A 15,207-nucleotide genomic window follows, 5' to 3' on the forward strand; every position below is an offset into this window, starting at 1 on the left:
ATAAAGTGAAGCCTTCGGTCTGAGCTCATTCTACATCAAGAAGCATGATTCGAAAAAATTATAGCTGTTTCAGTGCTAGTGATAGATTCTCTTGCCATGGTTTAGCTATCATTATCTGCTGGGAGTTTGTTATATCGAGTAAGCTAAATTTGGGCCGCGATGCTGCACTTGAGAACTGCTTGGATGAAATAGGCTTAATTGGAATACGAGTATCGAGTTTTCCTAAATTCAGTGCTATATCTTGAATGGCCAAGGCGAATTGATACCAGCTTGCCTTGCCTGCATCACTCCAGTGGTAGATAGGGGCTAAGTTTTCTTGTTGGCTCAAAGCCCAGATGAACTGGCCTAGCTCTGAGGCAGAAGTAGGGCAGGATGTCTGGTCATCAATAATCGATAATTCTGACTTTTCTCCCATAAGTCTGAGCATGGTTTTGACGAAATTAGTGCCGAATGGGGAGTAGAGCCAAGAGCTGCGAACTATACTGGCTTCCTCATATTTAGCGGCTAGGACTGCTTGCTCTCCGGCTAGCTTAGAGGTGCCATATACATTGATCGCATTTGGCTTATCGTTTACCGAATAGGCCTTATTCTGCAGACCGTTAAATACGTAATCCGTTGAAAGGTGGATCAAACGTATCTGGCTCTGCTTAGCTGCTAGTGCGATATTGCCTGCGCCATCTCGATTGACTAAAAATGCTTGGCCTCGCTGTGATTCTGCTGCATCGACTTGGGTATAAGCGGCGGTATTGATAATAAGATCGGCGCGGGTCAGTTCAATCGAGGCTAAAATTGAGTCTACAGAGCCGATATCGACATCATCTCGCCCCATGACCGTAGCATCGATGCATCTTGGCTTGCTGGCGATTAAAGCCTGAGCCAGTTGACCATGCTTGCCTATGATGAGTGCGCGTGATATCGACTTCATCGAGTCAGAACATCAGGTTTATCTGAACTTATGAGCTGTTGGTACCATGCGGGGTTATTGATATACCAGTCTAAGGTGCTGGTTAAGCCAGATTCAAAACTTCGCTCTGGCTGCCAGCCCAATTCTTGCTCTATTTTGCTGGCATCTATGGCGTAGCGTTGATCATGACCTGGCCTATCAGTCACAAAAGTGATGAGTTGTTTGAAGTCATAAATACCTTGGGGTTTATCTAAGATGTGTGTGTTTAACAGCTCACATATTTTCGTCACTACTTCCAGATTAGTCCGCTCGTTACCGCCGCCAATATTGTAGGTTTCACCGAGTTTTCCCCTTAAGGCTACAAGGTAGAGTGCCCGCACATGATCTTCCACATGGAGCCAGTCTCTGATCTGTTGACCATCTCCATATATGGGCAGGGGCTCGCCAGCTAAAGCCTTGTGCAGTACCAGAGGGATGAGTTTTTCTGGGTATTGATAAGGGCCATAGTTGTTCGAGCAGTTACTGAGTACGACCGGTAGTTTATAGGTGCGGCTCCAGGCGCGCACAAGATGATCTGCAGCCGCCTTACTTGCCGAATAGGGCGAGCTAGGCTGGTAAGGGCTATTTTCGGTAAACAAACCAGTGTCTCCTAATTCGCCGAAGACTTCATCTGTTGAGACATGGTGAAATCTAAATGTCGCCTGTTTTGCGACATCTAATCGAGCAAAATAATTGCGGCAAGTCTCTAGGAGGCTGTAGGTACCGACAATATTGGTTTGAATGAATTCTGCCGAGCCGTTTATTGATCGATCAACATGGCTTTCGGCGGCGAGATGCATGACTATATTTGGGGTGTATTGGGTCAATAAGCAATCGATAAGCTCACGGTCGCAGATATCACCATGGATAAACTGGTAGCGATGGTTGGCCTCGATACTGGTCAGCGATTTAAGGTTGCCTGCATAGGTCAGCTTATCTAAATTGATGACGGTATTTGACGTTTCATTTATGAGGAAACGTATTAATGCAGAACCGATGAAGCCTGCACCGCCAGTGACTAAAATTGTTTTATTACTATGAGTATCCACAATTACCTGCCCTTGGTCATAGCGTTGAAGGAAAGCCCCTGATTATCTTTGTTTGATAATTTGGGTAATTGCCCCTCTAAAGGCCAGTCTATGGCAAGAGTTTCATCGTTCCAGGCGAGGATTTTCTCGAACTCGGGGGCATAATACGCGGTACACTTGTAGATTATCTCTGCAGCACTTGAGGTGACATAAAATCCGTGGGCAAAGCCTGCAGGAATCCACATCTGGTGACGGTTCTTTGCCGATAAATATGTACCGAACCATTGGCCTAAAGTCGGGCTGTTTTCACGAAGATCGACCGCGACATCGAATATCTCGCCAACGATCACACGTATCAGCTTGCCTTGGCTGCGTGGTGATTGAAAATGTAATCCCCTCAAGCAGCCTTTTATCGACCGACTATGATTTTCCTGTACGAAAGTCACATCGGCTATCTGCTGCTTAAACCAAGCGTCTCGGAAAGTTTCGCAGAAATAGCCGCGTTCGTCTTCATGGACTCGAGGTGAGAGTAGTTTTAGATCTGCAATTGGTGTGTCGGTGATAATCATAGGGTCATTATGTTCTGAGCTGAGTGTCACTGTATTTATCAATATCAGGACTTAGTCTTAGAAAATTCGTTTAATCCATTTTTACACCAGTTAGCTTTTTTAGCCTGACACCGCTTAAAAATATTAGTATTCACTTTTAGCATTCCTTTAGAATTTTCCTTGTGGTGGAGATGGAATGCAATGGCACTAAACTTTATATTTTTTCTTAAAATACCATTATTTAACAATCGTAATGCAAATTCTTGATCCTCTGGGCCCCAACCAATAAAGTCATTGTTAAAACCGTTAATATTGATTGCATCATGCTTCCAGAATGCGATATTGCAGCTTTGTATACTGTTAACTGAATTTATTTGAGTCTTGCTGAATAGCTTGGACACAAATGGTAATCGTATCGAATGTTCCCTTCCTCTCGAAATTCCTTTACTAAATGGTGATATTTCACATGGGAGTGATAATTGCTTACTAGTCATGTTTTCCGATAATCTGACACGTTTCCCTACGGAAAAAAAACCGGATTCTGAATGCGTTATATGATCAGCTATAAAGTGTCGCTCTAGCACCATATCTCCATCGATAAGAATAATGTAATCCATGCTTGATTTAGATATTGCTTTATTTCTACTTCGAGCTGCTCTAAACCCCTTATCTTCCTGCCAACTGTGTATAACTGAAATACAAGTTTGAGCTCTATACTTATCTATGACATGCTTGGTTGTTTCACTCGAACCGTCATCGGCAATGATGATTTCATCAGGTTTAATTGATTGTATTAACGTGCTTTTCAAGACCCTATCTAGTGCTTTAGGCCAATTATAAGTAGTAATAATTAAAGATACTGTCATCTGCTAGGGTCCAGGTGCGAATTTTTCTCATGCTGTACTGTACTGTAAATGAATTATACTTGTTAAGTCTTTTCAAATGAAGCCGTCGAGCCTGTAAATATCTTAGAAAGTAGGCGTGAGTTTGATTTTATTATTAGAATAGATTGTTAGAGCAGATTATTTGTATTTTATTCGTCAGGTAGCGCTGGCTCAAGGAAGTCTTGTTAGTTCACTCCAATTTCAATTAAACTCTGTGGGTTCTTTTCTAACTCTCTGGCCTTATGAGCTTAAATCTAGATAATATCAATTCTCTGTGTTTGTTACGCTTGTCTGCAATCGGCGATGTGTGTCATGCCGTGGCGATGGTACAGGCGATACAGAGGCAATATCCTAAGCTTAAGATCACTTGGATTATCGGCAAGGTCGAATATCAGTTGCTTAAGCATCTGAACGGGATCAAGTTTGTCATTTTTGATAAGTCACTGGGCTGGCGTAGCTATTTCAAGTTACGTGAGGATTTGGCGGGGAAAAAGTTCGATGTGCTGCTGCATATGCAAGTGGCTTTGAGAGCGACCATAGCTTCATTAGCAATATCTGCTAAGGTTCGGGTCGGTTTCGATCGCGCACGAGCGAAAGAGGGCCAATGGCTGGTGACTAATCAGAGTGTCGAGCCTCTTGCCACTCCTCATGTACTCGAAGGCTTCATGGGCTTCGCTAAAGCGATCGGGGTGACAGATCTCACTCCTAGGTGGGATATTCCCGTACCTTTAGCCGATACCGAGTTTGCTAAGAAGATGATCCCCGATGGCGATAAAGCCTTAGTTATCTGCGCCGCCGCCAGTAAGGCGGAACGCAACTGGTTACCTGAACGCTACGCCGCGGTGGCAGAGCATGCGATATCTAAAGGTTTCAGAGTGATACTTTGTGGCGGGCCAGTCCCTTTAGAGCTTGAGTTAGCCAAGAGCATTGAGCAAGTTTGCGCAGTCCCCCTGGAAAACCAAGTTGGTAACACTTCTCTTACTCAATTATTGGCCGTATTAAAACAAGCCTCAATTGTTCTGGCACCCGACACCGGACCAGCGCATATGGCAGTGACTCAAGGCACGGCAGTGATTGGGCTATACGCCCATTCAAACCCTGGGCGTACAGGTCCCTATACAAGTTTGGACAATGTGGTGAGTGCTTATGATGAAGCGATTAAGTCTCAGTATGAAGGGGGTATCCCTTGGGGGAAACGAGCAAAAGGTGAGTCTTTGATGGTCATGATACAGCTCGTAACTGTCATCAATCAGTTTGATATACTCTCAAGCGATTATCTATATCGAACACGTAAATAAGTTACCTGAACTGGTTAGAAAAAAGATTTGTTGAGGTGTTATGACATTGAAGTGCAGTATTATCTGCGCTAGCGCATTTTTCTCGATATCATCAGCGGTTCCCTCAAATACGATATATTCTATTTTATAGTTTTCAGGAAGAGAGAAGTATAGTGAACTCTCCATGCCGCCAATTTTTTGAGGTAAGATTTCAGCCATTATCAGGGTTTCGAATGGAATTTTGGAATCCATTTCTTGCATCTTGTGTGCATCAATAATTTCATGGTTGAAGTCAGCAAAAGGATGCCCTTTAAAAACCAAGTTAATTTTTCCTATTGCAGGAATAACCCCTTTATCCGCAAGAGAATCTGAAATTACCCGTATCTGAAAGTCACTACTTGCAGTCGTTGAGTCCACACCAATAAACATGAAGCTATTTTCTTGGTAGCATTGGACACTTTCAGGTTTGAAGTTGATCAATTTATTAAACAGTAACTTTTGTTCCTGTGTAAACGAGTGGTTTGATATGTAGTCCCATTAATCTGTTTTGTATTACCCATCAAGTGCTTTTTTAACTGTTTGAGTTCAGGCTTTTCCAGATAATCCATACGCAGCATATGATAAGTAGTGGGGAACAATTGATGCCAATTGAAGATGCTCTCTATGGAGCGGGGGAGTTTATTTGACTTGCCGGTTAGGAACCTAACTATTCTGTTACTACTACCAGAAATATAGTTTTGTAGGTTGTTTTGTCCTTGAGTTAGGCTCTTGATTTGAGCGCTTAACCCTAGGCTTTCCCAGGTATACATCTTTTGGTATTCAGACGAACCATCATCGATAAGCTCAAGCTTTTTAATATTTATTCCTGGCAGTTTGCTTATTCTTCTGATGAGTCTCGCTATATCCTTACTCCAATAGGTATTCCCATAGATAGTGACGTGGCAGTTATCATATGAAGATAATAATTCTGTAACTCGGTGATGAATGTTGTCGATAGAGCAGCATGACTCACCGTTGATACATTTCAACAGCTCTCGATCCGTGAGGGGATGACGTGACCAATAAATGAGTTTTTTATGTGGGCTCTTATTGGCTACTATCATGGCTATTTGCTGTATTGTTGGTAAAGTTGCACGATCTATGTAGATCTCTAAGTTAAAACTTGGTTCTATAGCGGTTAAAGGAGGCATAGGTTTTAAGAGAAGAGTGATTTTGTCTGAGTATCATCTATTTTTGAGTAAATGTATTCAATGTACACAAAAATCACTTTGACTATAGTCGTGTTTTTAAGCGGATAGCATACTGGTGAATATCCATTAAATTTTAAGATCATTATTATGGGGTTAATGTCGCGTCGCTAATGGAAATAGTGGTAAAATAATGGATCATAACTGCACTCGCACATTAATAAGATCGCTTTTTCATGAAGGATAAATGGATGTTGTTGGAACCCAAATTTTTATTTGTTCCTGTTTCTACTCCTGAAGGGATTGGGGAGTACATGCGATCTAAAATCATTGCCGATGAGGTGATGAATCGTTGGCCGAATGCCAAAATTGACTTCGTACTCAATCGACATGTTTCTTACGTTCGTGACTGCCCCTACTCAACTCATCTAGTTGACGATACCCCCACTAAAAAAACCCGTGAAGTTAACCAGCTAATAACTGACCTTAAGCCCGATGTGGTTATTTTCGATGCTGCGGGGCGTAAGGCCCAACTTCAGCACGCCCATCGCATGGGGGCAAAGGTTATTTTTATCAGTCAGCATCGTAGGAAGCGGTCTCGTGGTATGAAGGTTGAGCGAGCTTTAGTTACCGATAGTCATTGGGTCGTTCAACCTGAGTTTGCTATTGGTGATATTAGTCGTTTCGATAAATTGAAACTTAACTTGATAAAATGTTCATTCCCGATTTTTACGGGCTCTATTTTTAAGCAGCCGGATGTTGCTGAGCAACAACAGCTTCAAATTAAGTATGGTATACAAGCTGGTCAGTACCTACTCTATAGTGCTGGTTCTGGAGGGCATATGTTGAAGTCTGGTTTGGCGGCAGATCTATTTGCTCAAGTTGCTAAATCTATCTTTACTCAAACAGGTCTTCCTAGCCTCATGGTGCTGGGCCCTAATTACCCTAAGTCTTTACCTGAAATAGAGGGGGTCACAATTATTCCTCAATTGGATCATTGTGAGTTCATTAATTTACTTCAAGGTGCAAAAGCTGCAGTTTTAAGTGGAGGGGATACTCTTCTTCAGGCTATAGCGCTCAATATACCAAGTCTGGTTGTCGCTGTATCAAAAGATCAACCAAGTAGAATAAGTAAGTGCTACAAGGCTGGTCTGATTTCTACAAGTGCAGCAGAAGTTGAGCCTATGTGCATAGCACTTACGGCATTATTGAGTGACAAAAGCAATGAATCTATAGGAAGTCGAACTACTCGTTTAGCTTCGAGTTGTGGGCTCGAAATTGGCATGGCCGAGATTGAGCGTTTATTGCATAACTAAAGAGTGTCTTGAATTTGGTTCTAATGCGCTTAACAGGCGGTCATTTGCAGATGCTGACTAGTGATGGCTATGTTAAAGTGTGAAGTTCTCCTTATTTGAGTCGTAAAGTATGAACTATAAAGTTTTCATTATTAATCTGGATACTAATCCTCAAAGATTAGCTTCAATTGCCGAGCGCTGTCATGAGATAGGCTTACCTTTTGAGCGTGTCTCAGGTGTTATGGGTAATCAACTAACACCAGAGCAGATTAATGAAGTCTATGATACTGAAACTAACTTGAGAAGGTATGATAAAAAATTAAATGAAGGTGAAATTGGCTGTTATATGAGCCATATGAGCTGTTGGAAAAAAATAGTTGATGAGCAATTGGACTTTGCGCTAATTCTTGAAGATGACATCTTACCACGGCCTCAAATAGTGGAATGTTTAAAGCGATTTGAAACAGTTTCGTTAGATTGGGACTATATAAAACTTCATAATAAGAAGTTGAAATATATCTCTGAATCTAAGTCCTTAGGTAGCGATATGCAACTGCATAAGCTTGCTAAGTTATCATCAAGCGGTGCTTGCCAGTTGGTTTCTTATTCCGGTGCCGAGAAGATGTTGGCACATGCGCTGCCTATTTCTCGGCCAATAGATGTGGATGTTCAATACTGGTTTGAGCGAGATTTACGTGCTTTTGCAGTATCCCCATCCATGACCGATTCGACTCAGTTTGAAAGTGACATTGAAAAAGTAAGCCTTACCCATAGAGATTTAGTTAAGCGACGTCCGATAAAGCGTATCTTGCTTCGTACTGTTTATGAAGTGAAAATTATGATGTCGAGGTTTAACTTGCCGAAATTTCCGAAAATTTAGTTAAATGAGCAGAGGTTAGGCGTTATCTTCAGTTGGTTTTCCCGTATTAAAGCCCCTTTGGTGAACATTCATGCTATAGCAAAGGGGTTCGCTTGTTAGTATTTATGGCTAGGGTGAAATAAGCCAAAAATAAAGCTCAGTAAACTTCTAGGTAATTTTGTTTTACGATTTTGCTTTAAGATATACCAATTCCAAGATTCTTGCTTAAATTTCAAGACCTCTGCTTCTGATAATGTTCCTGAATAAAGTTTGCAATAATCAATGATATACTTCAACTCTCTCATTGGAACCTTTTGTCGATATCCTCTGCCAGAGTAATGGATGAAGTCGGCATCTTGATAGTTATCATGACCCAGTAGCTGCATACGGTTAAAGTTAGCTTCTACACCAACACTGTTAATATTGTCTCTTCTGATCAGATAGTTGATATAAGTTTGATCGTAGAATTTAACTTCATTGCAGATAGCCTGCATCTCTTCGATATTGGCATTATCAAACAGCCCCGTCTCTTTTGAGATCAAAAACATACCAGAGTTATAGTAAACAACCTGATTATTTTCCTTTGGCCAGTCAACTTCACCGAGCACAGTATTAATTTGTTGGGCCTGCTGACTACGATCTCTATGAAAGCCTTCATTAAACATGTATACCGTATCGAGATCTGGATACAGTTCAAAAATGTCCCTTGCCTCAGGCGTGACAATAATATCCGCATCTAGATATAGCACTCGATCATATTCTTTAAGGATTTCTTGAATATACAGCTTCTCAGACCAAGCGGGGCTGGCATCAAACTTGGGGTTATTGATATTGATTTTATAGTGTAATTGATCTGATACGATGACATCGGCACCAATCTTCTTGCCATACTCTTTAAAGCTATCTACGGCAGCTCTATACATCGGGTTATCGCCTATGGCGAGAGTGAAAATAGCTTTTTTCATTGGAATACCTTAATTAGTTAACCCTTGTCATCTTTACGTACTGTTGATAAACAGTTTCAACAGAGATATCAGAAATATGTCCTTTCCCCTCAGTGGCATACAAGACGTGTGAGGACGGACTTGCTGGTGGTGCCCAATAGGGCTTCTTTTGTCGCATCATGGAGAGTAGAGGTCTTTTAGCTGCGAAGGCAAAATGCAAAATTGCAGTATCTACTGTGATCACAAAGTCAGCACGTGCAATAAGGGAAGGTAGCTCGAAAAAGTGCTCCTGTACGGTAAACACAGCAACTTGACGTTGGCTGCTTTCAACAAACTCTTTGGTGCTTGACGCTACCTGTTGGTAGTTCTCTTTAGTCACATTGATCACAAAGCGATAGTTCACATCATCTTTTGAAATACGCTCTATTAATTCAAATAGCTGAGATAGTTGCCAATCTTTTTTAGCGTTAGTAGAAAGGTGATTCAAGAAAATTAATGGACCTTGTTTACTTGGATCATCGAACTGTTTTGATAGCCAGATATCGGTAATAGGTTCAACACTTTTGGGAACCACTAGCTCTGGCATCAATTCAAGTTTTGCTAGTTGTAGTCCAGTGATATGGTTGAAAATATTTTCATAGCGATCGGTTATATGGTGATTAATAGGTAGCTCATCGGAGTTGAGGCTGAACACACGATCTGAGTGGCGGTAGAGTATTTTATCGAATATGCCCCAAGCAGAACGTTTAGGCAGACTAGATACAATAAAGGCACTTGGACTAATGGTTCTAGCTATTTCAGAATACTGCTGGCTTTTGCTCACCGAATGACAAATGATCAGATCATATTGCTGAGATTTAGCTTGCTCGATTTGCACCTTGCGCGCCTCAATGGAGTCGGTACAACCATAGCTACGGGTAAAGCAGCCTTCAGTTTCCATCCATTGCTGCAAAATTTTACTGCGTGAAAGGCGCCAACTATCAGAATTACACCTGTTGTCATCCAACCATATATCAAGTTCGATATGAGGGTAACGCTGCTTTAACGCGATAAGAAACGTCTTTAGGTAGAGAAAATCCCCTAAAGCAACTGGCGATATGAATAAAAGGCGTTGGCACTGTTGAAACTGTTCATCGGATACTAGCGACATAAACTGAAGTTGGTAATTTTTGTTGCTGTAAGCATACCTTGAAAAGTAATATTTTAAAAAGATTTGCGTAATTAAGCGGTGTTTCAATTCGTTCTTGAGTTAGTCTCCTGCACCTTCGATTCTGAGATATAGCTTAGATGCATAGGTGTGTTATGATCTACGGAACTTTACTAGATTCGTTAATCTAATTCTTATATGTATTTTCAGTAAAGAAGGTCTATTTTGATTTGCTTTGACATGCTGCATCCCTATTATTTACCGCAATACCTGCCAGTGATGGACGAATTAACAGCTCGTGATGTATTGGTGCACTTTGTTGTTTACCGCAGTGAAGATCAACAAGCCGCATTAGATGCCCTAGTAAAGCAGCATAAATTGACTGTGATTTGGGTAGAAAATGTTGAGCAGGCCTTGGCTTATTATGTTGAGCATAAACCTGAGTGGATCATATTTGGTAATACTTTCGATAACGCGTCAAAGTTAAAAGGAGTTAGTAGGACGGCTTTGATGCAGCATGGGATTGGGCCTAAATCCTGTTATTACACAGTATCAGAATCAGATATTGATGTTCGTTTTGTTGAAGGCGAATACCGCTTAAAACGCTTGCAGTCGATGTTTCCTAGCAAGCAGTTTGTTGATACTGGCTATGCCAAGCTTGATCCTATTATTCAAGGTAAAGAGCAAGGTTTAGATCTACAAGTATTAGGTCTTGATCCTAATAAACCTACCTTATTATACGCGCCGACATTTTATCCTAGTAGCATTGAAAAAATGGGCCGTGATTGGCCTCAGCTGTTTGCTGAGTATAATATTTTACTCAAACCGCACTATTTCTCGCTGAGCAAATCCAATTATAAAAAACAAAAGCAGTTGCTTGAGCATTGGGGTCAATTTGATAATGCCTATCTTGCACCCATTGAGCAGGCTAATCTGCTGCCATTTATGGCTTCTGCAGATCTGCTAATCAGTGATGCGTCCTCTGCACTATTTGAATTCGCAGCGCTCGACAAGCCAGTTGTTTGGTGTGATTTTTATCATCTGCGCTGGAGTTATAGAGGCATATTCAAATTCCGCTTCAATAAGCGTATGGATGAAGACCTTTACAAATATTCTGGGGTTGCTGTGCATGCAGCGTCTTATAAAGAGTTGAAATCTGTAGTGGATCAGCAGATAGCTAATCCCAAGTCATTCGCGACGCAGCGAGCAAATTACAGTTACGAGCTTGCAGGCAAGGTCGATGGTCTATGTAGCCAACGAATTGTCGACTATCTTTTATCTGATGAGGTTTCATGAGAATCATTACATTTGGTACCTTTGATATGTTCCATATTGGCCATCTTAATATTATAGAGAGGGCTCGAGAGCTAGGTGCTCATCTCACTGTTGGTGTTTCATCTGATGCACTGAATTTTTCTAAGAAACAGCGATACCCTATCTGTAATGAAGCTGACAGAATGCGTATAGTGAAAGCTCTTTCATGTGTTGATGAAGTATTTCTTGAAGAGTCGCTTGAGCTAAAAGCGGAATATATTAAAGTTCATCGTGCGGATTGTCTGGTGATGGGAGATGATTGGCTAGGCAAGTTTGATCAACTAAAGCCGCTCTGTGATGTAATTTACCTGCCTCGTACTCCAGCAATCTCCACTACTTTATTAATCGAAGTGGTTCGTGAGATAAAATAATTAGATAGAACGCCAAATAAGCCATAAATTATTTGGCGATTCTCAAAATCAGATTATTGACCGATAAAATGCTGTGACTTAAGCCAGTCCAGATATTCGGGTACTGCTTGTTCTACCGTTTTAAATACCTCAGTGTAACCCGCTTGACGAAGCCGAGTTAAATCAGCTTGGGTGTAATGTTGGTAAGCACCCTTCAACTTCTCCGGAAAGGGAATGTACTCAATTTTGCCTTTGCCGTGATAGTCAATGACGGCATTAGCTACATCGTTAAAGCTCTGAGCGTCACCCGTTCCGCAATTAAATACACCCGATATCTCTGGGTTCTTCCAGAGCCACAAATTTACTTTAACTACGTCTTCGACGTACACAAAATCACGTAACTGTTGACCGTTTTGATAACCCTCAACACCTTCGAATAGTCGACAGACTTCAGTAGCTTTAATTTGATTATTAAAGTGAAATGCAACGCTGGCCATACCACCTTTATGCTGTTCACGAGGGCCGTAAACATTAAAGTAACGTAAGCCTGCAACTTGAGTGGTTAATTCCTGCTGTCTAACATATTGATCGAACAGGAACTTAGAATAAGCATAGACGTTTAAAGGCTTCTCGAATTCGCGCTGTTCAATGAATTTATCGCTACCACCGTAAACCGAGGCCGAAGATGCATAAATAAACTGGCAATTATTCGTCTGACAATAATTGAGCATACTCTTGGAATACTCATAGTTATTTTCCATCATGAATTTTCCATCCCACTCAGTCGTTGATGAGCAAGCACCTTCATGAAATATCACTTCAAATTGACCGTTGAAGTCGCCAGATTTTATCTTGGCAAGAAAATCATCTTTATCAAGATAGTCGGCGATTTCACAGTCTGCTAAATTAAACATCTGTGTACCATCGCTGAGATCGTCAACGGCGATAATGTCGCAGCGCCCCATATCGTTGAGTGCTTTGACTAAGTTACTGCCAATAAATCCTGCGGCACCTGTGACTACAATCATATTTATCTTCCAATTTCCAGGCGAGTTGAGTGGATCTCAAATCGCGATAATTATTCACAACTTGCTTTATTTAAGCACAATTAGTATCTAGGTGACTGATAATCTTATAAATTCAGAGTTGTGGTAAAAATACGCCTATTGCAGGAACAAGGGAACTTCAATGTTAGCTTGTTTTATAACGATTTTTTACAGGGGCAATGTGACCCATAAAGAACGAGAACGCTGCTGTTATCCGCATCTTCGCTAAATATTTAATCTGAAAACGATAAGAATTATCGCAAATGATAACAGTTTTATAGGGTTTAAACTGCACTATTGGCATCAGATAAATAGATTTACAGATTAGATTTCGCTTAATGATAGAGGTGTAACTATTGTCTTACTCTACGATAAGCAGGCTTAATCAGAAATTGACTGCAAAGGTAACAGAGACTGGAAAAATTAGGTACAATCGGAGTCTAATTTTGAAAAAGATAAGAGTGTTATGAAGGTTTCTCTGCCTGCATTTGAAAAAGCTAAGGTCTTGGTCGTCGGTGATGTCATGCTAGATAGATACTGGACAGGGCCAACAGGACGTATATCTCCTGAAGCACCGGTACCTGTGGTGCGTATCAATCACATAGAAGATCGGCCTGGTGGGGCGGCAAACGTTGCACTCAACATTGCTACACTAGGTGGTCAGGTCTCTTTAGCTGGTATTGTCGGTCAAGATGAAACCGCTGATGCATTAACTATAGGCGTACAAGCTCTGGGGGTTGAACCCAAATGGCATATTGTTGCAGATAAACCCACTATCACTAAATTAAGGGTGATGTCTCGTAGTCAGCAACTGATCCGCCTCGATTTTGAAGAGCCGTATCCTGAAGTTGAGAGTCACGCTTTGCTAAATGGTGCGCTGGAACAGCTGTCATCTGTCGATGTAGTAGTGCTATCTGACTATGCTAAAGGTGCCCTTATCGATCCTCAGCCTTTCATTCAACAGGCTAGGGCACAAGGGGTTAAGGTGTTAGTCGATCCCAAAGGGAGTGATTTTTCCCGTTATCGTGGAGCGACCCTGCTTACGCCAAACTTAAGCGAGTTTGAGATGATTGCTGGTGAGGTCAGTAGCGAAGCCGATCTGATTGAGAAAGCCCATAAACTGCTTAAGCAGTTTGAACTCGAAGCTTTACTGGTTACACGTTCAGAGAAAGGCATGACACTGATAACATCAGATGAGTTCGAGCTGCACATACCTACCGTTGCCCGAGAAGTTCATGATGTGACTGGTGCTGGTGATACAGTTATCTCGGCACTCGCAACCGCCATCGCAGCTGGGAGCTCGCTTGCTGAGGCTTGTGCTATAGCCAACACTGCTGCGGGAATCGTGGTGGCAAAACTGGGTACTTCTACGGTTAGTCGAATAGAGTTGAACGAGGCTCTTGCTCTTAGCCATGGGGAGATGGGGTTTGGTGTCGTTTCTGAAGATCAACTCGCTTATGCACTTGAACAGGCGAAATTGCGAGGTGAACGCGTAGTGATGACCAATGGCTGCTTCGATATTCTCCACGCTGGTCACGTGAGCTATCTGCAGGAAGCGAAGGCTCAGGGAGACCGACTCATAGTAGCGGTCAATGATGATGATTCTGTAAAGCGTTTAAAAGGGGATGGAAGGCCGATTAACCCTCTCGATAGGCGTATGGCAGTGCTTGCTGGTCTATCTTCGGTTGACTGGGTGGTACCTTTTAGCGAGGATACTCCCCAACGGATCATCTCTCACCTATTACCCAGCATGCTAGTGAAAGGTGGGGATTATAAGATTGAGGACATAGCCGGTGGCAAAGAAGTGATAGCTGCTGGTGGCATCGTAAAAGTCCTCTGTTTTGAAGATGGTATATCTACCACTAAGATTATCGAAAATATTATGGCGAAAGGCTAGCAGGTATGCACACAAAAGCTATTTACCCTGGGACATTCGATCCCGTGACTAATGGTCATACAGATTTAATCGAGCGAGCGGCTAAGTTATTTAAGCACGTGGTGATCGGTATCGCGGCTAATCCTTCTAAGCAGCCCAAGTTTTCACTGGAGCAACGTGTGGATCTGATTAAACAGGTCACTTCACATTTGCCTAATGTTGAGGTGGTAGGCTTCACAGGATTATTGGTGGATTTTGCCAAGGAACAACAAGCCAGTGTATTGGTTCGAGGATTGAGGGCCGTGTCTGATTTTGAATATGAATTTCAGTTAGCCAATATGAACCGTCGACTTAGTGCAGATCTGGAGAGTGTATTTCTAACACCGGCTGAAGAGAACTCGTTTATCTCGTCAACCTTAGTGAAAGAGGTTGCTTATCACGGTGGTGATGTTAGTCAATTCGTGCATCCTGTAGTCTCTAAGGCACTGTTAAAAAGGTTAAGTAGTTAA

16 protein-coding genes are annotated in these 15,207 nt (G+C 41.8%); 7 read left to right on the plus strand and 9 right to left on the minus strand.

From position 1 onward, the window contains the following. Positions 1–58 precede the first annotated feature (58 nt). Genes rfbD through sps_RS00750 form a run of 4 tightly spaced genes read right to left on the minus strand, consistent with a single transcriptional unit; the run spans position 59 to position 3,385 of the window. Positions 59–925: a dTDP-4-dehydrorhamnose reductase gene (gene rfbD, locus sps_RS00735; RefSeq protein WP_077750726.1), complete on the minus strand. Its 867-nt coding sequence runs from the start codon at positions 923–925 to the stop codon at positions 59–61. Continuing rightward, positions 922–1,992 (minus strand): dTDP-glucose 4,6-dehydratase, encoded by a 1,071-nt coding sequence (gene rfbB / locus sps_RS00740; protein ID WP_077750727.1) that lies wholly within the window; start codon positions 1,990–1,992, stop codon positions 922–924. The genes rfbD and rfbB overlap by 4 nt, the downstream gene beginning before the upstream one ends. Before the next feature lie 2 nt (positions 1,993–1,994). After that, complete coding sequence (gene rfbC / locus sps_RS00745; protein ID WP_077755505.1) at positions 1,995–2,540, minus strand: dTDP-4-dehydrorhamnose 3,5-epimerase; 546 nt, start codon at positions 2,538–2,540, stop codon at positions 1,995–1,997. 44 nt (positions 2,541–2,584) lie between these two features. Continuing rightward, positions 2,585–3,385 (minus strand): glycosyltransferase family 2 protein, encoded by an 801-nt coding sequence (locus tag sps_RS00750; protein ID WP_077750728.1) that lies wholly within the window; start codon positions 3,383–3,385, stop codon positions 2,585–2,587. A gap of 260 nt (positions 3,386–3,645) precedes the next feature. Between sps_RS00750 and sps_RS00755 the strand changes: the two genes are divergently transcribed. Further along, complete coding sequence (locus sps_RS00755) at positions 3,646–4,701, plus strand: glycosyltransferase family 9 protein (protein ID WP_077750729.1); 1,056 nt, start codon at positions 3,646–3,648, stop codon at positions 4,699–4,701. On the opposite strand, the gene sps_RS00760 is transcribed toward sps_RS00755, so the two are convergent. Further along, entirely contained in the window at positions 4,681–5,208 is a 528-nt protein-coding gene (locus tag sps_RS00760) for a hypothetical protein (RefSeq protein ID WP_077750730.1), read from the minus strand. The genes sps_RS00755 and sps_RS00760 overlap by 21 nt on opposite strands. After that, positions 5,157–5,870: a hypothetical protein gene (locus sps_RS29180; RefSeq protein ID WP_077750731.1), complete on the minus strand. Its 714-nt coding sequence runs from the start codon at positions 5,868–5,870 to the stop codon at positions 5,157–5,159. The genes sps_RS00760 and sps_RS29180 overlap by 52 nt, the downstream gene beginning before the upstream one ends. A 311-nt stretch (positions 5,871–6,181) precedes the next feature. Between sps_RS29180 and sps_RS00770 the strand changes: the two genes are divergently transcribed. After that, positions 6,182–7,183, plus strand: a complete 1,002-nt coding sequence (locus sps_RS00770) for a hypothetical protein (protein ID WP_237157970.1) — start codon at positions 6,182–6,184, stop codon at positions 7,181–7,183. Positions 7,184–7,292: 109 nt separating this feature from the next. Continuing rightward, complete coding sequence (locus sps_RS00775; RefSeq protein WP_077750733.1) at positions 7,293–8,042, plus strand: glycosyltransferase family 25 protein; 750 nt, start codon at positions 7,293–7,295, stop codon at positions 8,040–8,042. 95 nt (positions 8,043–8,137) lie between these two features. Here the strand turns inward: sps_RS00775 and sps_RS00780 are convergent, their stop codons facing one another. Continuing rightward, the gene (locus sps_RS00780) at positions 8,138–8,986 is read right to left on the minus strand and encodes a glycosyltransferase (RefSeq protein WP_077750734.1); all 849 of its coding nucleotides are present in this window, start codon (positions 8,984–8,986) and stop codon (positions 8,138–8,140) included. A 13-nt stretch (positions 8,987–8,999) separates the two neighbouring features. Continuing rightward, the gene (locus sps_RS00785; RefSeq protein WP_077750735.1) at positions 9,000–10,115 is read right to left on the minus strand and encodes a glycosyltransferase family 9 protein; all 1,116 of its coding nucleotides are present in this window, start codon (positions 10,113–10,115) and stop codon (positions 9,000–9,002) included. 222 nt (positions 10,116–10,337) lie between these two features. Between sps_RS00785 and sps_RS00790 the strand changes: the two genes are divergently transcribed. Both sps_RS00790 and sps_RS00795 read left to right on the plus strand, forming a co-directional pair. Further along, a complete protein-coding gene (locus sps_RS00790) occupies positions 10,338–11,408 on the plus strand; it encodes a CDP-glycerol glycerophosphotransferase family protein (protein ID WP_077750736.1) in 1,071 nt (356 codons plus the stop codon). Beyond that, positions 11,405–11,797 (plus strand): FAD synthase family protein, encoded by a 393-nt coding sequence (locus tag sps_RS00795; RefSeq protein ID WP_077750737.1) that lies wholly within the window; start codon positions 11,405–11,407, stop codon positions 11,795–11,797. The genes sps_RS00790 and sps_RS00795 overlap by 4 nt, the downstream gene beginning before the upstream one ends. 53 nt (positions 11,798–11,850) lie before the next feature. Here sps_RS00795 and rfaD read toward each other — a convergent pair whose 3' ends face one another. Beyond that, positions 11,851–12,804, minus strand: coding sequence for an ADP-glyceromanno-heptose 6-epimerase (gene rfaD, locus sps_RS00800; RefSeq protein ID WP_077750738.1), 954 nt, complete (start codon positions 12,802–12,804; stop codon positions 11,851–11,853). A 484-nt stretch (positions 12,805–13,288) separates the two neighbouring features. On the opposite strand from rfaD, the gene hldE reads away from it, so the two are divergent. Next, on the plus strand, positions 13,289–14,719 hold the full coding sequence (hldE, locus tag sps_RS00805) for a bifunctional D-glycero-beta-D-manno-heptose-7-phosphate kinase/D-glycero-beta-D-manno-heptose 1-phosphate adenylyltransferase HldE (protein WP_077750739.1): 1,431 nt from the start codon (positions 13,289–13,291) through the stop codon (positions 14,717–14,719). A gap of 5 nt (positions 14,720–14,724) precedes the next feature. Further along, positions 14,725–15,207 carry a pantetheine-phosphate adenylyltransferase gene (gene coaD, locus sps_RS00810; protein WP_077750740.1) on the plus strand — a complete coding sequence of 161 codons (483 nt, stop codon included), beginning with the start codon at positions 14,725–14,727 and terminating at the stop codon, positions 15,205–15,207.

The sequence above is a fragment of the Shewanella psychrophila genome (genome assembly GCF_002005305.1).
GTDB lineage: Bacteria > Pseudomonadota > Gammaproteobacteria > Enterobacterales > Shewanellaceae > Shewanella > Shewanella psychrophila.